This is a genomic window from Metaclostridioides mangenotii, assembly GCF_018917235.1.
Lineage (GTDB): Bacteria > Bacillota > Clostridia > Peptostreptococcales > Peptostreptococcaceae > Metaclostridioides.
Window position 1 is genome coordinate 318588 of the sequence record NZ_JAHLOF010000002.1, and the last position, 19125, is coordinate 337712.

The window sequence follows — 19125 nt, forward strand, 5'->3', positions numbered from 1 at the left end:
ATTTATAATTTACTTATTTTTTTCTTGCATTCTGTTTTGGATTGCTTCTCTAGTTTGTCTTTCTCTTTCCATGTTGTTTAAGTAATCCTGGTTTGGCTCTGGATCCAATACTTCCGGATAGCTTAACAGAAAACCAACTTCCTGACCTAATTTAGGTTTATCTTCAGTTATAAGCATTCTATGCGGTATCTTAAATTGTCCAAGTCTACCTTTTAGGTCTATAGTTACACTGGCTTCAGTGATTTCTACTATTATTCCCTCGTACATTCTTTCTGAAGATATATACTTTAATCTATCCATACTACATTTTCCTCTCTTTGCCAAATTCATTTATATTAGTTACTAAGCTTCGTCTACTTCGTAGATTTCTTTTCTCTTTTTACTCATTGGTAGAGATTGTTCGTTCTCTTCAAGAACTATTTTCTCTCCAGTAGCTTTTTCTATAGCATCAACGTTATTTAATTTAACGTTAGCATTCCATTTTCTTTCTGGAGCCTTAACTTCTTCTCCAACCATAGCTGTCTTAAGCATAGACATTGCTCTTATAGCATCTTCTGGTGATAAAGTATTATTTGAAAGTATTTCGTTTTCTATACCTTGTCTAGACTTGTTGTTATCAACCATGTGAGTCATGTACTTATTACCAACAACTAGAGCACCTTGAACAGCTGAGAATGTTACACCTACTACAGGTATTCCTCTCATACCTATTTGCTCTATATGAGAAGCGAAGTCTATATGGTTGTTACCGAATCCTTCAGTTGTTATTATAGCTCCGTCAACTTCCATAGATTCAACTAACATTCCTAATCTCTTAGATACATAGAATTTCTCAGAGTTTGCTTGTGGAGAACCAACGAATACAACTCCTACTAAATCTACTTCTTCATCTTCCATAGCTCTTATTACTAGTGGCTCTCTGAAGTAATGTCTTGACATCTCTTTAGAAGCAGGTCCTATACAAGTAAGTGCATGTATACCACCATCTAATACTTCAAGTGGAGAAAGAACAACTGGTATATTTCCAAGGTCAACGTTTGGATGAGCTCCTAATGTACCAACTGGCTCAACTGGTAATATTAAGTTGTCATGCATTGCACCTTGTCCCATTATTTCTTTTATTACAACTATTTTTTTCTTTCCTGATCTTCTGTATTGCTCTATAACTTCTTCATCTACAACTAAAGAATTGTCAGCTTTCTTTAAAGCTTCTCTTATTTCTTGTGTAATGTAGTCGAAAGCTTTATGAGCAGCTAATGGTCCAACTCTCTCCATGTTAGTTCCAGCTTTTATAGTTGCTTGACCTTTTATGAATATTTCACCTTTGTCAGCAGCACCTGGTCTTCCCCACATGATGTTAGTTTCAAGAACACCTTCTGAAGAACCGAATTCACCTATTTGAACTCCGTTTTCGTCAGTTCCTGTAAGAACCATAACAACGCCGTCCATTACTCTAGTTACACCTTCTCCTAGCTCACCATCTTCTTTAGTAGCTATTGGTTGAATGTCCATTACAGCTTCACTGTATTTACCGTAATCAGCTGGAGTTATTATTTCTAATTGGAAATCTTTTACTAACTCTTCAGTTTCTTCCGCTTCTTTACAAAGTTCTTCTGCTTTTCTTAAGAAAAGAGTAGTTCCTTCTATTTTAGTTTCATCAGCAAATTCAACTTTTTCTATTTTATAATGAGTTTTCTTTAAACTTCTAAGTAACTTGATTTCATCAGCTGGAGCTGCTACTTCTGCTGCTGCAACTGGAGCTACTGCTGCTGCTTCTACTGCTGGTGCTTGAACAACGCCCATTTGAGCTGCTACACCTAAAGGAATTTCTAAGTTTATATCTCTTCCTTCACCTATATGAATCTTAACAGTTTGTCCTGCGGCTGCAACTGGAGCTACTGGTGCTACTGGTGCTATTGTAGCAACTGGTTCTACTACATCAGCAACTGGAGCTTCTTCTACTGCTGGTGCTGCTTCTTCTACACCTTCCATTGGAATCACTGCGTCTAAATCAGCAGCTGTTATTGGCATTAAAGCGTCTACAGTTTTCACTAATTTCGCTCCTAAAACTTGACCAATTTTTAAGCATTCGTCTGAAATAGTTAATAATCCTGAATCTTCTAAATCCGCAAATATAGCTGGATCTTCTAAATTTGATGGTTCTAATACTGTCCCTGCCTCAGCTCTACAGCAGCATACTGCTGGGTCATTTTCATGAGCTTTCGCTGTTTCTACAGTTATTGACATATTAAAATACCTCCTCTGTTATTTTTTTCTTCTATATAGTCTATGTCCAGCCGCTCTTAAAGTATGGTCTGTACTATGGTATACTGGCAATCCTAACCTAGGTGCCACTTGCATAACTGTGTTAGTTCAATCCTCACAGTTAGCTACTAGTACAGCTTCAGCGCCTTGACTTTTTAGCTTAAGAACTGTTTCAGCTTGTCCTGGACAGATTCCAGGCAAGTCACATCTATATCTTCCATTAACTTCAACCATTCTCTTACATCTTGCTTCTGCAACTATTTCAGCATCCATCATAGAAGCTATTTCTTCTAATCTTGCTTCTTGTGCTCCACATTCACATGCAATTATTCCTAACTTTTTCTTAGTAGTTGGGAATGGCATTGAAACTAATATTCCTCCAAGTGTTTTAACAACAGGACTATCCTCTTCACCGTGTTTACCAGTAAAAGGTCCACCTAAAACGATTTCCCCATATGGCTTAATAAACCCACCAGCTTCTTCGATAAAGTATTTTACAGGCATTCCTATTGGAACATCTAAAAATACGTGTCCTTTGTTTTCTGCACCTTTAACTCTTCCTGCTACTGTTAAGTCTTTAGTAATAACTGGTCTTCTATCTTCAATTGCAGCAACTATATTCTTTATAGTCTCAACGTTTGATATTATAGCATTTGCCTCTAGTGGCAATTGTCCAGGTACTAATTCTACACCTAATAATTCTCTAATGATAACTCTCTCATCACCAGCTGGATACATATTAGATAAAAACTTAACTTCTACATTTGGCTCATTTTTACAAGCGTTTTCTAAAGCAACAACAGCCTCTTTGTGATGTTGTTTTATAGCTATATAAGCTTTATCTGCTTTAGTCATTTCTAGCATGTATTTTAAGCCTTTTACTATAACTTCTGGATGTTGCTCCATAAATTTCATATTATGCTCAAGGATTGGCTCACACTCAGCGGCATTTGCTATTACTACTCCACCAGGTAATTCACCTTTTAATTTAACATGAGTAGGAAAACCTGCTCCACCAGCTCCAACTACACCAGCTTCTTGTATAGCTTCTAGGTAAGTGTCCGTATCTTTTATCTTTACAAATTCTTCAGGTTGATTTTCATCAGCCTCTATAAATATAGAAGCATCTGTTATCTCAACTACTTTACCGTATACACTTGAGTGAATATTGGCTCCAAGCCCTGTTGGTTCAGCGATAAGCTGTCCTTTTTTAACCTCTTGTCCTACTTCAACGATTGGTTTACATGGTGCTCCCACGTGTTGTCTTAGTTCTAATCTAAGTACGATTGTAATCACCCCCTCCTAAATTTATCACTACAGAATATATTAAGCAACTTACATGCCAACTTTTCTTACTAAAGATATTTTCTATAGTGATATTTTACATTATAGCATTTATTAAGGTATTTGCTATATCTAAAACTTTTTATTTTTTTAATTTATCTCGAATTTAACAAATTAAATTGTTAGTTATTCAAATGTTTCCATGAAAATTATGTCGAATTTTAGACGCTTTTGTTGTGTAAATTACTAAATTAATTGATAAAAAATCGTCAAAGCCATGAATTTACTAGATCGTTAATTTATTTTCTAAATTCGTCAATAATTAGTCATACGTCGATTATTCGACATTTTTATTTTTGGTATTTTATATCGTATTGTTCCATCTTATAATACAGTGTAGTCCTTGGAATATTCAGTATTTTTGAAGCCTTAGCTTTATTGCCTTCAGCCATTTCCAAAGCTTTTTTTATATTTTTTATTTCTAGTTGCTGCGTAGCTTTAGTTAGATCCATTGGATAGTTTTCTTCTATAGTAGGCTGTTTAGTTTGTTCTACTAAATAACTAGGTAGGTCATCAACATTAATAGTATCTGAGTTAGAAAGAACTACTATATTCTCTATAGTATTCCTAAGTTCTCTAATATTTCCTTTCCATCTACAAGTTTGAAGTACTTGTAACGCTTCTTTAGTAATATTTAATAACGGTTTATTATTCAGAGCGCAAATTTCTTCTAAAAAACTGTGTACCAGTAAACCGATATCCTCTTTACGTTCTCTTAAAGGAGGAATATTTATTTCAACTACATTTAATCTATAGTATAAATCTTCTCTAAACTTTTCTTCTTTTACCATTGCTTCTAGATCTTTGTTAGTGGCTGAAATTACTCTTACATTAATTTTTATAGTTGTATCTCCGCCAATTCTTCTTATTTCTTTTTCTTGTAGAACTCTTAAAAGTTTAGCCTGCATATTTAAAGGTAAATCTGCTATTTCATCTAAAAATACTGTTCCGTCTTTAGCTAGTTCAAAGATTCCTGACTTACCTTTTTTGCTCGCGCCAGTAAATGCTCCTGATTCATATCCAAAAAATTCACTTTCAAAAAGTTCATTTGGTATAGCACTACAGTTAACCGGAATAAATTGCCCTTTTCTATTGCTATATTCATGTATGGCTCTAGAGAATACTTCTTTTCCAGTTCCACTTTCACCACATATAAATATGCTACTATTTGTTTTCGCAACTTGTTTTGCTATAGATTTAGCTTTTTCAAGCTTGTAACTCTTTCCCAGTATATTGTCAAAACTACCTTTTGATAAGTTTTTAACCTCATCCTGTAGATATTTTAACTTATCGTGAGTCTGCTCTAATTCTATAGATAAATTTTTTGCTTCGGTTACATCTACCTCAGTACAAACAACTCCTATAAATTCATCCTTGTAAAAAATGGGTTTTGCATGCACAAGACCGTGCATTCCCTTCTTTTTATATGTGTAATAAACATCACTCATGCTTTTTTTAGTATTTAACACTTTTTCAGAGACAGTTCCTTCAAGAAAATCACTCATTGGACGTCCAACTAACTCTTCTGATTTTATATCATAGCGATCTTCCATAAATTTATTCCATAAGATTACTACGCCTTCCTTATTTATTGCGCAGATACCCTCTTTTATTTCACCTATAATATACTTTAGCGTTATACCATAATCCTCTAAATGCATATACAGGTAGTCTCTAATATGTTCCTGAGTAAGTACACCTACAATAGTGTTGTCTTCCATAACAGGCAATATACCTATTTTTTTTTCTATCATAAGATCTCTACACTCATCTAGATTTATTCCTTTTTTTACAGTAATCACATTTTTTTTCATAACCTGATCAACTGTTTTACTCTTACTCTCTTCACGGTTATCAAGATGATGTATATCTGTCATAGATATAATTCCCTTTAGTTTTTTGTTTTCGCCTAGAACTATCAAAGTTTTTTTATTTGTCCTTATCATTTCATTTATTACTTCTTGTATGGACGAATTGGCATTTACAAAAGCTATTTCCAAATCCATAACTTCTTCAACCTTTTTTACTTCTGGAATAGAAAACATGACTTCCCTCCCTCTGATTGATGTATACTTTAATTTTAACACAATCTAAAATAAATTGATTAAAAATAGATCAGGCATACAACTTTTTTATAAATCTTAATTTAAATAATTAAAAAAAGGATTACAAAAAAAAGGGAGAAAAGCATAAACATCTAACTAAAACTTCTTTCTTAGAGTTCCATCTTTTCCCCAACATTATTCTTTTAATTTTTATTTTTGTTTTTGCTCTCCTTTGGAATTTATTGTATATTTCTCCTTATATATGATATTCGATACTTTATCCATTTTATATCTATCCTTTTCAAGCGATGTAAGAATAGTGTCTAGATAGTTTTCTACATTATCTACATCTGCATGGAATAGTACAATAGATCCAGGTCTCACATCTTTAACAACTCTCTCTATAACATGATTAGCACCTATTTCTTTCCAATCGGTAGAATCTAAATCCCATTTTACTACTTTGTAACCAAGCTCTTCGCATATTTTTAATGATTTATTATCAGTATCACCATATGGAGGTCTAAATAACATCGTATCGGCACCGGTTGCTTCTTTTATTTTGTTACGTGTAGTATCCAATTCATTTACAATATCCTCTTTCGATATCTCTTTAAAATTAGCATGAGTATTAGAATGACTACCTATCTCATGACCATCATCATATATTTTTTTTACACTTTCTTTATTGTCATCTATCCAACTACCTACTAAAAAAAATGTAGCTTTTACATTATGTTTATCCAGTATCTGCAAAATTTTATCTATATTATCAGCACTCCAGGCGACATCAAAAGTAATTGCAATTTTTTTATCATCAGTATCTACTCTATAAATCGCCATTTTAGAGTTATCATTTACATCACTAAAGTACTTTATGCCATAAGAAAAAGAAAAAACTAATCCAATAGCTATACAAAAATAAATCATACAACTTATCAATACTTTAGTCCTTCTAAAATTTGATCTCATATCATCCCTCCATTAAATTTTAACCATATATTAAAACTTATTTTTAAAAAGCACAAAAAATTACTGTTAATTCATTCAACCTATTTTTTTAACATTTAATTAATAAACAATATCGGCATTAAAACTTTATTTTTTAATTTTTTTTACATTATTTCCTATTTTTCTCAGTATATAATGTGTTTTATTTGGACAAATTACTATTAACATCACATTGATAAAAAACTTATCAAGCAATTCGTAAAAAGTATGTTCTTGGATAGCATGCATCCAAACAACATCGTTTACAAGTTTGGTATCTCTTTTATAAAAGTGTTGTTGACATAATATGAGGAGGATAATTACTATGACAAATTCAAGTTCAAACAACAGAACAGTTGTACCAGAGGCCAAAGCTGCATTAAACCAAATGAAATTGGAAATAGCTAATGAATTAGGTTTATCTAACTATGATAATATAGATAAAGGTAATCTACCATCTAGAGTAAATGGATATGTTGGTGGATATATGACTAAGAGATTAGTTGAAATGGGCGAAAAACAATTGGCTGAAAATAACTGGAATAAATAGTAATTTTGACATCCAGGAAAAATAGGGTACCTTTTTGGTACCCTATTTTTTTATCTTAATAAACATTATGTTATCATTAAATTGTACTTTCAATTTTTCACTTTTTAGTTTAATATATTAGTAGATTGTAAAATAGTTTTGGAGGATGATAAGTATGTTTGAAAACTCATCTGAGGAATTAGCATACCATAAACTTTTAGTATTATATATATTAGAAAAAATTAAAGCTGATTTAACTAACTCTCAAATAACACAAGTTGTTCTCGAGACGGAAATGATAAATTATTTTTCACTACAACAAATGCTATCCCAATTGATGGACTCAAAACTTTTGAAGATCCATAAAAAAAACAATCGAGAATACTATACTCTTACACAAAAAGGTCTAGAAACTCTTGAATGTTTTTGTACGAGGATACCAGAAAACGTAACTGAAAAAGTCGATCACTATATAGAAGTAAATGGAGAAAGTCTTCTTAATGAGACTCAAGTAAAAACTAGTTACGTAAAGCAAAGTGATAATGAATTTATCGTTAATCTAAGAGTTATAGAAAATCAATCGAATTTAATAGATTTAAACTTAAACGTTTCATCAGAGAAACAGGCAAATCTAATTTGTAACAATTGGAAGAATAATGCTTCATACATGTACGCTCAAGTAATAGAATTACTTGTTCGCGATACAAAAGAGCCTACAGACACAATATAGCTGTAGGCTCTTTGCCTACTTTTATAATCTTTAACAAGCTATGGTTACAAGTTTCATATACCTTAATACAACTTCTGTCAGTATCAGATACTAGAAGTATTTCTTCATCTTCTGGTATTGCGAGTCCCTGAGGAACCCCATTTACTCCAATATCATCTATTTGTTCTCTAGTCTCGTAATCAAATATTTTTACACACCCATAGCCTAAATCTGTTATATATATTTTTTTCTTACTGTAATTAAATCTAACCTCTACTGGCAAAAGAAAATCATTCATAATTTCTTTAATTTTTAAGTCTTCTTTATCTAATATAACAACTTTTCCATCAAGTGTTGGTACGTAAATATCACCTTTTAAATTATCTAATCTCAAATGCCATAATTTATACTCGACCGTAACGCTTTTTTCTACAGATTTTTCAACAACATCTATACATGCAATAGAGTCGTTAGATGGAACATATAACTTTTTATCCTTCACACTAAAATCAAATCCATGTGGCATCTCACCAACCTTTATTACTGCTACAGGTTCGAGCGTAGACCTGTTTAGAACATAAATACTATCAGTATCTCCGTTTGAAACAAATATATCGTTATCGTTAAGTATAATTTGATTTAAACTTCCTCCGATAGATGCACTCTCAACCACATTTCCATTCGATAAATCTAAGACATAAAGTACTCCATCTATTAAACTTGGTACATAAATTAAGTTTTTATCTTTATCAATGCAAAAATGGTGAGGATATATATTTTCATCAAGGAGAATCTCTCTTTCTAATTCTAGTGTTCTTCTGTCTATTACACTTATGCTCTGTGACAAATAATTAGAAATGTATATTTTCAAGTTAAGCCTCCTCTCACAACCCCTAAATTATATCCATACTTAAATAAATATGATGTTAATAGCAATTATGTTATCAATTATTTAAAGTTGCAATATTATAATTAAGTTGTTATCATGTTAATATCAATATATAAAAATATCATAGAATTGGAGACATTATTGATGAAAATAGTTTATAAACCATCTGGCGTATGCTGTAGAGAAATGAAATTTGAAGTTGATGACAACAATAAGATTACAAGCGCTGAATTTATTGGCGGATGTAACGGTAATTTATCGGGTCTTAGAAGTCTAATAATTGGACAAGATGCAAATGATGTTGCTTCTAAACTTGAAGGAATACAATGTGGTGGTAAATCTACTTCATGTCCTGATCAACTATCTAAAGCAATAAAACAGTCACTTTAAAATAAAAGTGACTGTTTTCTCATCTATAAGTTAAATTTTTATTCTATATTTTTTACTATAGTTCTAATTGCCCCTATCATATATAGAGATCCAGCTGCAATTATAACATCATCTTTATTTGCATTTTTAAGAGCAAGATTAACTGCATCATTTATATCTTTTATTGCTACTACATCTTCTATATAGTTCGAAATTTTAATTTTTAAATCATCTACTTCCATAGATCTGTCACTTATAGGATAAGTTACTATAACCTTGTTAAAGTATGGAGTTAGCACTTCTAATACACTATCGATTTCTTTATCTTTAAGCATACCTATTATAAGAGTTTCTTTTTTATCCGAGAAATTTTTTTCTAATACTTTAGCTAAAGATTTAGCACCATCCAAATTATGAGCACCATCTATTATAAAAAGTGGGGCCTCTTTTATTATCTCAATCCTTCCTGGCCATTTAGTATCGAGTAATCCTGTTTTTATATTCTCTATATTTACATTTATTTTTTTATGTATATTTAAATATTCTATAACATTTATAGCAAGTATAGCATTTTTTATCTGATGTTCACCAATAAGCTTCATCTCAAGATTTTTATATTCATAAGTTGAACTAGTATAATTAAATACCTGAGTATTTATATCTGATCTCACTATTTCTATAGAATCAAAATCAACACCTATATATTTTGCATCTTTTTTCCTACAGATTTCTCTAATTACTTCTTCTGCTTCATACTCTTGCTTATAAACCACAACTGTACCGCTATTCTTGATAATACCAGCTTTTTCATAAGCTATTTTAGAAATTGTATCACCTAGAACTCCAATATGATCTAGACTTATTGATGTAATTACACTAACTAATGATTCTTTTATAACATTAGTTGCGTCATATCTTCCTCCAAGACCAACCTCTAGTACAACATAATCTACATTGCATAAATTATAATAGTATAATGCCATAGCTGTTACTATTTCAAATTCAGTAGGATTTGAATATCCTTCTTTTAACATTATTGAAATTTTTTTATCAATAATGTTAACTATATTCGCTACTTCTTCTTTAGGTATCTCATTTTGATCTACTCTTATTCTTTCTGTAAAATTTTCTAAATAAGGTGATGTGTAAAGGCCAACGCTGTAGCCTGCATCGATTAATATATTTGATATAAATGAGCAGACAGATCCTTTTCCATTCGTTCCAGCAACATGTATTATATTTAAATTTTCTTGAGGGTTACCCAATAACTCTAACAATCTTGTGACAGTTTCTAATCCTAATTTTATACCGAATCTATTGGTGTTTGAAATATACTGTAATGCTTCTTCGTAATTCATTTTATATCCTCCAATGTTATTGCTTAACTTTTAAATGTCTTTCAACAAGTTCTGTCACAGTATATATTGACACTAAATCGTGTCTCTTTATACTCATAAAATCAAAATTTATACCAAAATACTCTTCTAATCTTCTCAATAAACAATAACTATTCATTCTATTTAGACCAATATATTTATTAAATAAACTACACTCATATATAAAATTATCCTTTTTAGGTATTTTTAAAAACTCTTTGATAATATCTACTACATCCAGAAATAGTTGATTATCAATGCCGTATATCCCAACTTTAAAGTCCGGATATCTATGGACTTCTTTTAAATCTTTATTTAACCATCTATTTCTTTTCGACATAATTTCAAGCTTTTTGTTTAAACTCTTAAATGACATCATCGGATCATTACTCAATATTTTAGCTATTATCCCTGTTAGTTTTGCTGCTGCATAGCTATTACTACTATCGGATAAATTATATGTATTATCTATATTACACACCATCCTGGGACTAAAATCAATGATACATTGTACCTTTGCCTTTTCATTATACCAAAAAATATCTTCTTCATTTAATATGCTACCTTTTACACCGATAACATTTGAAAATATAGCTGGAAAACTGTCACTTTTTGTATTATCTGTAGGACATATTATAATTTTACCATTTTCATAAAGTTTCCAGCATATATCATTAAGTCTTTTTATGTCTATTCTGTCATTTACTGAAATATTCATTAGAACTAATCTAATATCACTATCTAATATAAAATGTAGTCCTTCTTCAATAATATCTAAATTTGAATCTCCGAATTTATTTAAAACTTTTACTGACATTACTTCTACGTTGTTGTATTCTTTCTTTATTATAGATGCACATGCCGTTCCATGACTATTATCATCTACGTAGTTGTCAGTTTCAAATATATAGTTATGAATACACTCATAACTTATACCAGAAATCTTACTATCTTTTAAATAATCATGATATCTATAAATACCTGTATCTAAAATTGCTACTTTTACGTTATTATTCATATGAATAGACACCCCATTATTAAGATTTTTCCATTGATCTATACCTATTCAAACTTTTAAATCTCGCTAAAAAACACTATTTTTGCACGAAAAATTAGCACTATTTTCTAACTTTAATTTTCAACAAAGAATAAAATATACATATAAATCAAACACACTCTTAATATAAATTAGGATATGCTAAACTTTTTAGCTATATTTCCTACAATGTAGCTCCTAATGCAGATGCTAACTTAATCTTTAAATCCTTTGATCTGTGTTTACTAATTGGAATTAAATTATCTCCTAATGTGATCGTATTGTTCTCGATTATATCAACTTTTACTAAATTGACAATATAACTCGTATGGCATCGATAGAACTTCTTTTGATTTAACATTCTCTCTATCTGTTTCATACTCATATTATGCCTATAATCTCGATATTCAGTATGAATTATAACATCTCTCCTGTCAGTTTCAATAAACAGAATATCATCTACAAATATTTTTATTGACTCTTTTTTACCGTTTAGAAGTAAATACTCGTCTTTTCTCTCCAGCAACATGTCAATACATGGGTTTAAGTTGTCCCTAAACTCATCGTTACTTTGACACTTCATCAAATATCTGTAAGCATTGACTTCGTATCCATATCTAGCATAATCAGCAGTAGCAGTCATAAAAATAATTTCTACTTTTTTGTCAAATTTTCTAATCTCTTTTGCAGTTTCAATGCCGTTCATTTTATCCATTTGAATATCTAATAATACAAAATCAGCGTCTTTGGGATAATTATCTATTAATTCCTCTCCTGAAGCGAATTCAATGATTTCGTATTTGAGATCTCTTTCCTTGAGGACACTTTCAGTTTGATCTCTTGCGACCCTTCTCGCTACGACTTCATCATCACATATTAAAACTGTTAACATAATTAATCACCCCAATTGTTAATTACTTATACTTCAATCAATATGATAACTTCTATTTACATTGATTTTAACACATATTTACAATTATATCACTCATTATATGTGTTTATTTCAATATAATCTGACTATGTATAATTTCTGGAGTATAAGTTTTAGCTTTGCAAAAAATTGAAAGAGGCAGACTCAAAAGTATATATAATTACTTCTGAGTTAGCCTCAAATTTTGTCTTTTATAAAATGTTATGATTAAAAAATCTATTTAATTTTATCTTGTAAATTATTAAGTCTATCTTCTACAGATTTTAGCATTTCCTCAAATTTTTCCTTTTTTGATTTCTCTTCATCAACTAAACTTTGAGGTGCTTTTGATAAGAAACCTTGATTTGAAAGTTTACCATTAACCCTTTTTATTTCTTTTTCTATATTGCCTTTTTCTTTAGAAAGTCTTTCGATTTCCTTTTCAAAGTCTACTAGCTCTGCAAGAGGGATAAACATCTCTCCTCCATCATTAACTATACTTACAGCATCTTCTGGTATTTGAGATTTTTCTCCTGTTATTTCTACTTTTGAAGCAGACGCTAATGTCATGAAATAGTTCTTCCCTAATTCAAAGGCTTCTTTTGACCCATCATTCGGTACTATAATAACTTTTGCTTTTTTAGAAGGAGGAACATTCATTTCAGATCTAACATTTCTTATACTTCTAATTCCACTCATTATAGTTTCCATCATTTGTTCTTCATCAGCCATACAGTCTTCTTCAGTGAATTTAGGCCAATCTGCCACTATGATAAAGCCTTCAGTTCTTGGTATATGTGTGTATATTTCCTCAGTAATAAATGGCATAAAAGGATGAAGTAACTTAAGTATTTTCTCCAGTACATAAGTTAATGTGTAAAGAGCCGATTTTTTAGCTTCTACATCATCTCCGTATAATCTAGGTTTTACAATCTCAATATACCAGTCACAGTACTCTGACCAAGTAAAGTCAGATATTTTCTGTAAAGCTATTCCTAAATCAAATTTATCCATATTTAATGTAGCTTCTTTTACTAAGTTATTTACTCTTGATATTATCCATTTATCCCCTAGAGTCAAATTGCCTTTTACATCTTCTCTACTTATATTTTTATATTCGTCGCCTTCAATATTCATAAATACAAATCTAGACGCATTCCATAATTTATTTGCAAAATTTCTAGCATACTCTACTCTTTCCATGTAGAATCTCATATCATTTCCCGGGGAATTTCCAGTTATTAAGGTGTATCTTAATGCATCTGCACCAAATTCGTCGATTATATCAAGTGGATTTATACCATTCCCAAGAGATTTGCTCATTTTTCTACCTTGTGAATCTCTTACAAGCCCATGAACTAATACATGATCAAAAGGTTTTTTATCCATACAAAACATTCCAGCAAAAGCCATTCTTACTACCCAGAAGAAGATTATATCGTATCCAGTTACTAATACACTTGTTGGATAATAGTAATCTAATTCTTCTGTTTTATTTGGCCATCCTAGTGTTGAAAATGGCCAAAGTGCTGAACTAAACCAAGTATCAAGTACATCTTCATCTCGTTTAATATCAGTGCTACCACACTTACTACACTTTTCAGGTGCTGTATTAGCAACCATAATTTCCCCACAATCTTGACAGTAATAAGCCGGTATTTGATGACCCCACCATAGTTGACGAGATATACACCAATCTCTTATGTTTTCTAACCATTGTAGATAGGTTTTATCAAATTTATCTGGTACAAATTGTAAATCCTTATTTTTCAATATTTCTATTGCTGGTTTAGCAAGCTCATCCATCTTAACAAACCATTGTTCAGATAATCTTGGTTCTACTACTGTGTGACATCTGTAGCAAGTACCTACATTGTGATCATGCTCTTTTATTTTTATTAAATATCCTGAATTTTCTAAATCTTTGATTATAGCTTTTCTGCATTCGAATCTATCCATGCCTTCGTACTTTCCACAAAGTTCATTCATAGTTCCGTCTTCATTCATTACGTTTATTTGCTCTAGATTATGTCTTTGCCCAACCTCAAAATCATTAGGGTCATGAGCTGGCGTCATCTTAACTACACCTGTACCAAACTCTAAATCAACATAATCATCAGCGACAATTTTTAATTCTCTTCCTACAAGCGGTAGAATAGCTATTTTTCCTATATATTTTTTATATCTATCGTCTTCAGGATTTACAGCTATTCCTGAGTCTCCAAGTATTGTCTCTGGTCTTGTTGTAGCTATTTCTAAAAAATCATCACTATCTTTAATTTGATATTTTATATGATAAAAATTACCATCTTTATCCTCATATTCAACTTCTGCATCAGATAAAGTCGTCTTACAATCTGTACACCAGTTAATTATTCTATTTCCTCTGTAAATTTGACCTTTATCATAAAGTTTAACAAAAAATTCTGTAACGGCTTCATTACACCCTTCATCCATTGTGAATCTCTCTCTATCCCAGTCACATGAATTTCCAAGTTGCTCAAGTTGGTTAACGATCTTTCTGCCGAATTCATTTCTCCAGTCCCAAGCTCTATTTAGAAACTCTTCTCTTCCAAGTTCGTATTTACTTTTTCCTTCTTCTTCTCTTATCCTCTCAACTACTTTAACCTCAGTCGCTATCGATGCGTGATCAGTACCAGGTATCCACAGAGATTCAAAACCATCCATACGTTTCCATCTTATAAGTATATCTTGTAAAGTATTGTCTAGTGCATGTCCCATGTGTAATTGCCCTGTTATATTAGGTGGTGGCATAACTATTGTAAATGGCTTCTTATTTGGACTTGGAGAACTTTTAAAATACCCTTTATCCATCCATGTTTTATATAGTCTAGATTCAAATTCTTTTGGATTATATGTTTTTGCCATATTGATTTCTTTCATATATTCTACCTCCTATTTAAATTAATTTTTATATTTATTTGTTTTTAAGTAATAAAAAAGAGCTTTAAGTCCAACAAAGGACGAAAAGCTCGCGTTACCACCTTAATTCCAAAGCACATAAGTACTTTGACTCTTTATAGAATTTAACGGTCCAACCCGTCTAAACCTACTACTACTTCAGCTTAGAAACTCCGAAGCTACCTTCAGTAAATCTTTACTTGGGATATCTTTCAGCCGGTGAATATCCCTCTCTAAAAGCAGTTTTTACTTACTCCTCTTCTTCACAGTATTTAATGTAATTACTATTATACAACTATTCTTTAATTTGTCAATCACTTTTTTATTATTTTCTGAATTTTCTAAATTATACTAAGCTTTCAGTAAATCGTTTTGCTAAATATTATTTTAAATTTTCCAGCCAATAATTTTTTGGGTTCTCATTTTCAGTTATAGGAAGTATGGTGTAATCCCTTTTTTTGAGAATTTTAATAATTGATGTTAGAGCCTTTACACTCTGCTCTTTCTCATGTATCAAAACTACAAGTTCATCTCTTTCCCGACCGTAATACATGACATTACTCACAATCTGATCTTCACTTGATTTCCAGTCTTGTGTATCTAAATTCCAATCCCAGATCAAATAGTTATTAGCAACAAGCTTTTTGTAAGAACCTTCAGGCATATATGGTTTACTGCCATATGGTAGTCTTATTAAATTAGATGTATGACCTGTTATTTTTTTCATAGTTTCCTTACAGGTATCAAATTCATTTAATGTAGCATTTGGACTCTTGTATAGACTTTTTACATCGTGCGTTACACTATGAAATCCTATACTGCTTCCTTCGCTTTTTATCCTCTTAACCTCAGATTCGTATTTTTTCATGTTTTTATCAATAAGAAAAAATGTAGCCTTAACATTGTTCTCCTTTAGTATATCCAATAAAACATTAGTGTATTTACTCGGACCGTCATCTATAGTTATGTACGCCACTTTTTTAGGAGTGGCTCCTGGTCCTTTATTTTCTTCTAGAGAAGTTTCGTGTATAATTTCACTAAGGGTTTTCTTTTGTAAAAATTGGCTTAACTCTTTTTTATCTGCATTTACTGCTGAAGTCTGTACACTTTCTTTACTTTCTCTAATATCAGCTCTAACTGCAATAAAAGCTATAAAAACAGCTAAACCAATAATCAAACTAATTATTGTTTTTTTGTTTTTTAAATCCATCCCCCAAATCTCCCTCTATTACATACATTAAAACTTTATAACAATGTCTTTTCTAATATTCTATTGTAAATACACCAAGTTTATAACTCAAATTCTTTAATTTTTACTAACAAAATCTCTACTGAATATTTTTTTAACTTGCTCTTCCTCTTTTTCACCTAATGACTCTAATCTCTTTATACCTAGAGATGTTAAAAACTGTAGTACATTTACATTGTCAAATGGTGTCTTCATATGTGTCTCTTCAGCATATTCATTTACATTTTGAGTTCCCTCTTCAACACTTAAGATTCTCTTAGGACCTCCTACACAACCGCCTACACAACCCATTCCTTCTATAAATGTAGCTTCAAGTTCTTTATTTATTACTTTTTTCATTCCTTCTTTACAATTTTTAGCCCCATCGAATGAAGTAGAGATAAACGGTATATCTTTATCCAATTTTTTTACTGACATTTCAACTGCTTTACTCACTCCACCGGTTCTTGCATAAACTCTTCCTGCAGTTGAAGCTTCAGATCTTTCATCATCTTCTAGCTCTTCAAGATTAATATTTATTGCATCAAATATTTCTTCTAATTCTTTGAATGTTAAAACGAAATCAACCGCATCTTTTATATCATCCAACGTTGCTTCTTTTTTCTTTGCTATACAAGGACCGACAAAAACTACTTTTGCATCTGGATCCAAAAATTTAATTGCTCTACCACAAGCTACCATAGGCGAAACAGATGGAGAAACATTTTCTAAAATTTCCGGAAAACTATGTTCTATTAAACTTACCCAGATTGGACAACAGCAACTAGTTATAAAATATCCATGGTCTTTGTTTTCCATATGATGTTGATATTCATATGCTTCTTTTGCCGTCAACATATCCGCTGCTAGTGAAACTTCAATCATATCTTTGAATCCCATTTTTTTAAATGCAGATCTTAATTTACCTGGAGTGACCTCTTTTCCAAATTGACCCACAAATGCAGGTGCAACTATCGCATAAACAGGCTTGCTATCATCCTTTAGTAAATCTATCATAGGAATAAACTGTATCTTGTCAGATATCGCTCCCATTTTACATGAGTACATACAATCTCCATATGCACTTAATGAAGATTCTTCATTCATGTGTTTATCTCTAACAGAACACGATTCGTCTTTTCCGTTATTTTCACAGAATTTACATGCATCTTTTATTACAGAGACTATAGGCTGTTGAACCTCACCTAAATCTCTAGCTTCCTGTAAAATATCTTTCACTGTTTTAGAGGAATCTTCTGCTACTTCTAAACCCATTACTACTCTAATAAGGTTTACAACAGTTTGTTTATCAAATTTCTCTTGATATGAAATATCTTCATCTAAAATTCTATCTGGTATATTGTCTATCCCATCAGTTTGACCATACCATATTGACTTAACTAGTTCATTAAAAATCAACATTTTGTATTTGTCTAGTATTTTTACTTCACTTTCTATATTGTTCATAATCGTCCTCCTTAGTATTTGGCGAAACCATATAATTCGTCATAAAATCATTAAAAATAAAAAAGTACTTCCTGGTTTTATACTCAATATAAGTATAATATTTCCGGAAATACTCTAATTTATTTACAATTCAATAAAACTACTCTAAAGTTATTGAAGTATTTAGTTGATTTAAAAATTCTATCTCACGAAGAATCTTCATCAAGTGGTAATTAAACACAGGACTCTTTTCTTCATCAATATTCCAGTCCAACTTTTCTAATCCAAAAACATCCTTTAGATAATCGAAAGTCTCTTGTTTTAGATAAAGTTTATCCTCCAATAGACATATCGATTGCATATGAAAATAAATTTCCCTACATATGTTTATAGTTCTTTCTAAAATTTCTACATTTTTATGATTTAAACTATAATCAACTTCATCAAGATATTTGGAGTATATGCTTTCTAATTTTTGAATTACTTCTTTTATCTCTGTAGCATCCTTTTCCTCATTATCGATTATCCTAACCTTAACCCAATCAAGGGTCATATTTTCTATCATTTTAAATTTATCTAAAGTATTGTCAAAATAATTTGGTCTAGCCAAAACATAGTTTACTACTATACCAAATACTACACCTACAGATGTATCTATAACTCTGTGTATTGAGTAGTATACAGGATCACTTGTTCCGACACCTAAATGTATCGCAAGAAACGTAACACATCCCACTACAACTGATTTTATTTTTAAAAGATTGCATATATATATTGTTATTATTATACCGAGGCCACATAAAAATGGATCTCCTGGATTAATTAATGCAAATATGAAACCTACAATACCACCTAATATAGTACCTGCAACTCTATTAAACCCAGTTTTTAACGATCCTTTTACAGTATCCTGTACTGATATAATACACGCCGTTGCGGAAAAGAACAGATTTTCAGCGGCATATTTCCCCAGTAACATACAAAAAATTACGGCAATCCCCGTTTTTATAGTTCTCATTCCTAATTTTGGTAGCTTCAAAACACCGACCTCCGAAAAGGTATAATTA

16 protein-coding genes and 1 other annotated feature are annotated in these 19125 nt (G+C 31.1%); of the genes, 3 read left to right on the forward strand and 13 right to left on the reverse strand.

The features are described 5' to 3' along the window. Positions 1-9: 9 nt before the first annotated feature. The 5 genes from KQI18_RS04745 to KQI18_RS04765 all read right to left on the reverse strand — a co-directional run bounded on the left by KQI18_RS04745 (position 10) and on the right by KQI18_RS04765 (position 6626). On the reverse strand, positions 10-300 hold the full coding sequence (locus tag KQI18_RS04745; protein ID WP_216466530.1) for a CBO2463/CBO2479 domain-containing protein: 291 nt from the start codon (positions 298-300) through the stop codon (positions 10-12). A 42-nt stretch (positions 301-342) separates the two neighbouring features. Next, positions 343-2247 carry a D-proline reductase (dithiol) proprotein PrdA gene (gene prdA / locus KQI18_RS04750; protein ID WP_216466531.1) on the reverse strand — a complete coding sequence of 635 codons (1905 nt, stop codon included), beginning with the start codon at positions 2245-2247 and terminating at the stop codon, positions 343-345. An 18-nt stretch (positions 2248-2265) separates the two neighbouring features. Further along, positions 2266-3552: a proline reductase-associated electron transfer protein PrdC gene (gene prdC / locus KQI18_RS04755; protein WP_257431209.1), complete on the reverse strand. Its 1287-nt coding sequence runs from the start codon at positions 3550-3552 to the stop codon at positions 2266-2268. A gap of 347 nt (positions 3553-3899) precedes the next feature. Further along, positions 3900-5654 (reverse strand): sigma-54 dependent transcriptional regulator PrdR, encoded by a 1755-nt coding sequence (gene prdR / locus KQI18_RS04760; RefSeq protein WP_216466532.1) that lies wholly within the window; start codon positions 5652-5654, stop codon positions 3900-3902. A 210-nt stretch (positions 5655-5864) separates the two neighbouring features. Further along, complete coding sequence (locus KQI18_RS04765; RefSeq protein WP_216466533.1) at positions 5865-6626, reverse strand: polysaccharide deacetylase family protein; 762 nt, start codon at positions 6624-6626, stop codon at positions 5865-5867. Positions 6627-6969: 343 nt separating this feature from the next. Between KQI18_RS04765 and KQI18_RS04770 the strand changes: the two genes are divergently transcribed. After that, complete coding sequence (locus KQI18_RS04770; RefSeq protein ID WP_027701095.1) at positions 6970-7194, forward strand: alpha/beta-type small acid-soluble spore protein; 225 nt, start codon at positions 6970-6972, stop codon at positions 7192-7194. A 154-nt stretch (positions 7195-7348) separates the two neighbouring features. Then, positions 7349-7903, forward strand: a complete 555-nt coding sequence (locus KQI18_RS04775; protein WP_216466534.1) for a DUF4364 family protein — start codon at positions 7349-7351, stop codon at positions 7901-7903. Here the strand turns inward: KQI18_RS04775 and KQI18_RS04780 are convergent. After that, a complete protein-coding gene (locus tag KQI18_RS04780; RefSeq protein WP_216466535.1) occupies positions 7887-8753 on the reverse strand; it encodes a YncE family protein in 867 nt (288 codons plus the stop codon). The genes KQI18_RS04775 and KQI18_RS04780 overlap by 17 nt on opposite strands. 162 nt (positions 8754-8915) lie before the next feature. Between KQI18_RS04780 and KQI18_RS04785 the strand changes: the two genes are divergently transcribed. Further along, on the forward strand, positions 8916-9161 hold the full coding sequence (locus tag KQI18_RS04785; protein WP_216466536.1) for a TIGR03905 family TSCPD domain-containing protein: 246 nt from the start codon (positions 8916-8918) through the stop codon (positions 9159-9161). 38 nt (positions 9162-9199) lie between these two features. Here the strand turns inward: KQI18_RS04785 and KQI18_RS04790 are convergent, their stop codons facing one another. The 7 genes from KQI18_RS04790 to KQI18_RS04820 all read right to left on the reverse strand — a co-directional run bounded on the left by KQI18_RS04790 (position 9200) and on the right by KQI18_RS04820 (position 19097). After that, the gene (locus KQI18_RS04790; RefSeq protein ID WP_216466537.1) at positions 9200-10498 is read right to left on the reverse strand and encodes a bifunctional folylpolyglutamate synthase/dihydrofolate synthase; all 1299 of its coding nucleotides are present in this window, start codon (positions 10496-10498) and stop codon (positions 9200-9202) included. 16 nt (positions 10499-10514) lie between these two features. Then, a complete protein-coding gene (locus KQI18_RS04795; protein WP_216466538.1) occupies positions 10515-11534 on the reverse strand; it encodes a S8 family serine peptidase in 1020 nt (339 codons plus the stop codon). Positions 11535-11736: 202 nt separating this feature from the next. Next, entirely contained in the window at positions 11737-12444 is a 708-nt protein-coding gene (locus tag KQI18_RS04800; RefSeq protein WP_216466539.1) for a LytR/AlgR family response regulator transcription factor, read from the reverse strand. 255 nt (positions 12445-12699) lie between these two features. Further along, on the reverse strand, positions 12700-15366 hold the full coding sequence (locus KQI18_RS04805) for a valine--tRNA ligase (RefSeq protein WP_216466540.1): 2667 nt from the start codon (positions 15364-15366) through the stop codon (positions 12700-12702). Positions 15367-15439: 73 nt separating this feature from the next. Further along, positions 15440-15660: a binding site (T-box leader), on the reverse strand. Positions 15661-15766: 106 nt separating this feature from the next. Then, positions 15767-16594 (reverse strand): polysaccharide deacetylase family protein, encoded by an 828-nt coding sequence (locus tag KQI18_RS04810; protein WP_216466541.1) that lies wholly within the window; start codon positions 16592-16594, stop codon positions 15767-15769. 96 nt (positions 16595-16690) lie between these two features. Beyond that, complete coding sequence (locus KQI18_RS04815; RefSeq protein ID WP_216466542.1) at positions 16691-18079, reverse strand: [Fe-Fe] hydrogenase large subunit C-terminal domain-containing protein; 1389 nt, start codon at positions 18077-18079, stop codon at positions 16691-16693. A 139-nt stretch (positions 18080-18218) separates the two neighbouring features. After that, positions 18219-19097: an FUSC family protein gene (locus tag KQI18_RS04820; RefSeq protein WP_216466543.1), complete on the reverse strand. Its 879-nt coding sequence runs from the start codon at positions 19095-19097 to the stop codon at positions 18219-18221. Positions 19098-19125 lie beyond the last annotated feature (28 nt).

Bases quoted from the DNA above. Each gene is read 5' to 3' on its own strand.
- KQI18_RS04790 (WP_216466537.1), bottom strand. From the start codon at position 10,498: ATGAATTACGAAGAAGCATTACAGTATATTTCAAACACCAATAGATTC.
- KQI18_RS04810 (WP_216466541.1), bottom strand. From the start codon at position 16,594: ATGGATTTAAAAAACAAAAAAACAATAATTAGTTTGATTATTGGTTTA.
- KQI18_RS04785 (WP_216466536.1), top strand. From the start codon at position 8,916: ATGAAAATAGTTTATAAACCATCTGGCGTATGCTGTAGAGAAATGAAA.
- KQI18_RS04775 (WP_216466534.1), top strand. From the start codon at position 7,349: ATGTTTGAAAACTCATCTGAGGAATTAGCATACCATAAACTTTTAGTA.
- KQI18_RS04765 (WP_216466533.1), bottom strand. From the start codon at position 6,626: ATGAGATCAAATTTTAGAAGGACTAAAGTATTGATAAGTTGTATGATT.
- KQI18_RS04770 (WP_027701095.1), top strand. From the start codon at position 6,970: ATGACAAATTCAAGTTCAAACAACAGAACAGTTGTACCAGAGGCCAAA.
- KQI18_RS04805 (WP_216466540.1), bottom strand. From the start codon at position 15,366: ATGAAAGAAATCAATATGGCAAAAACATATAATCCAAAAGAATTTGAA.
- KQI18_RS04815 (WP_216466542.1), bottom strand. From the start codon at position 18,079: ATGAACAATATAGAAAGTGAAGTAAAAATACTAGACAAATACAAAATG.
- KQI18_RS04800 (WP_216466539.1), bottom strand. From the start codon at position 12,444: ATGTTAACAGTTTTAATATGTGATGATGAAGTCGTAGCGAGAAGGGTC.
- prdR (WP_216466532.1), bottom strand. From the start codon at position 5,654: ATGTTTTCTATTCCAGAAGTAAAAAAGGTTGAAGAAGTTATGGATTTG.
- prdA (WP_216466531.1), bottom strand. From the start codon at position 2,247: ATGTCAATAACTGTAGAAACAGCGAAAGCTCATGAAAATGACCCAGCA.
- KQI18_RS04745 (WP_216466530.1), bottom strand. From the start codon at position 300: ATGGATAGATTAAAGTATATATCTTCAGAAAGAATGTACGAGGGAATA.
- KQI18_RS04795 (WP_216466538.1), bottom strand. From the start codon at position 11,534: ATGAATAATAACGTAAAAGTAGCAATTTTAGATACAGGTATTTATAGA.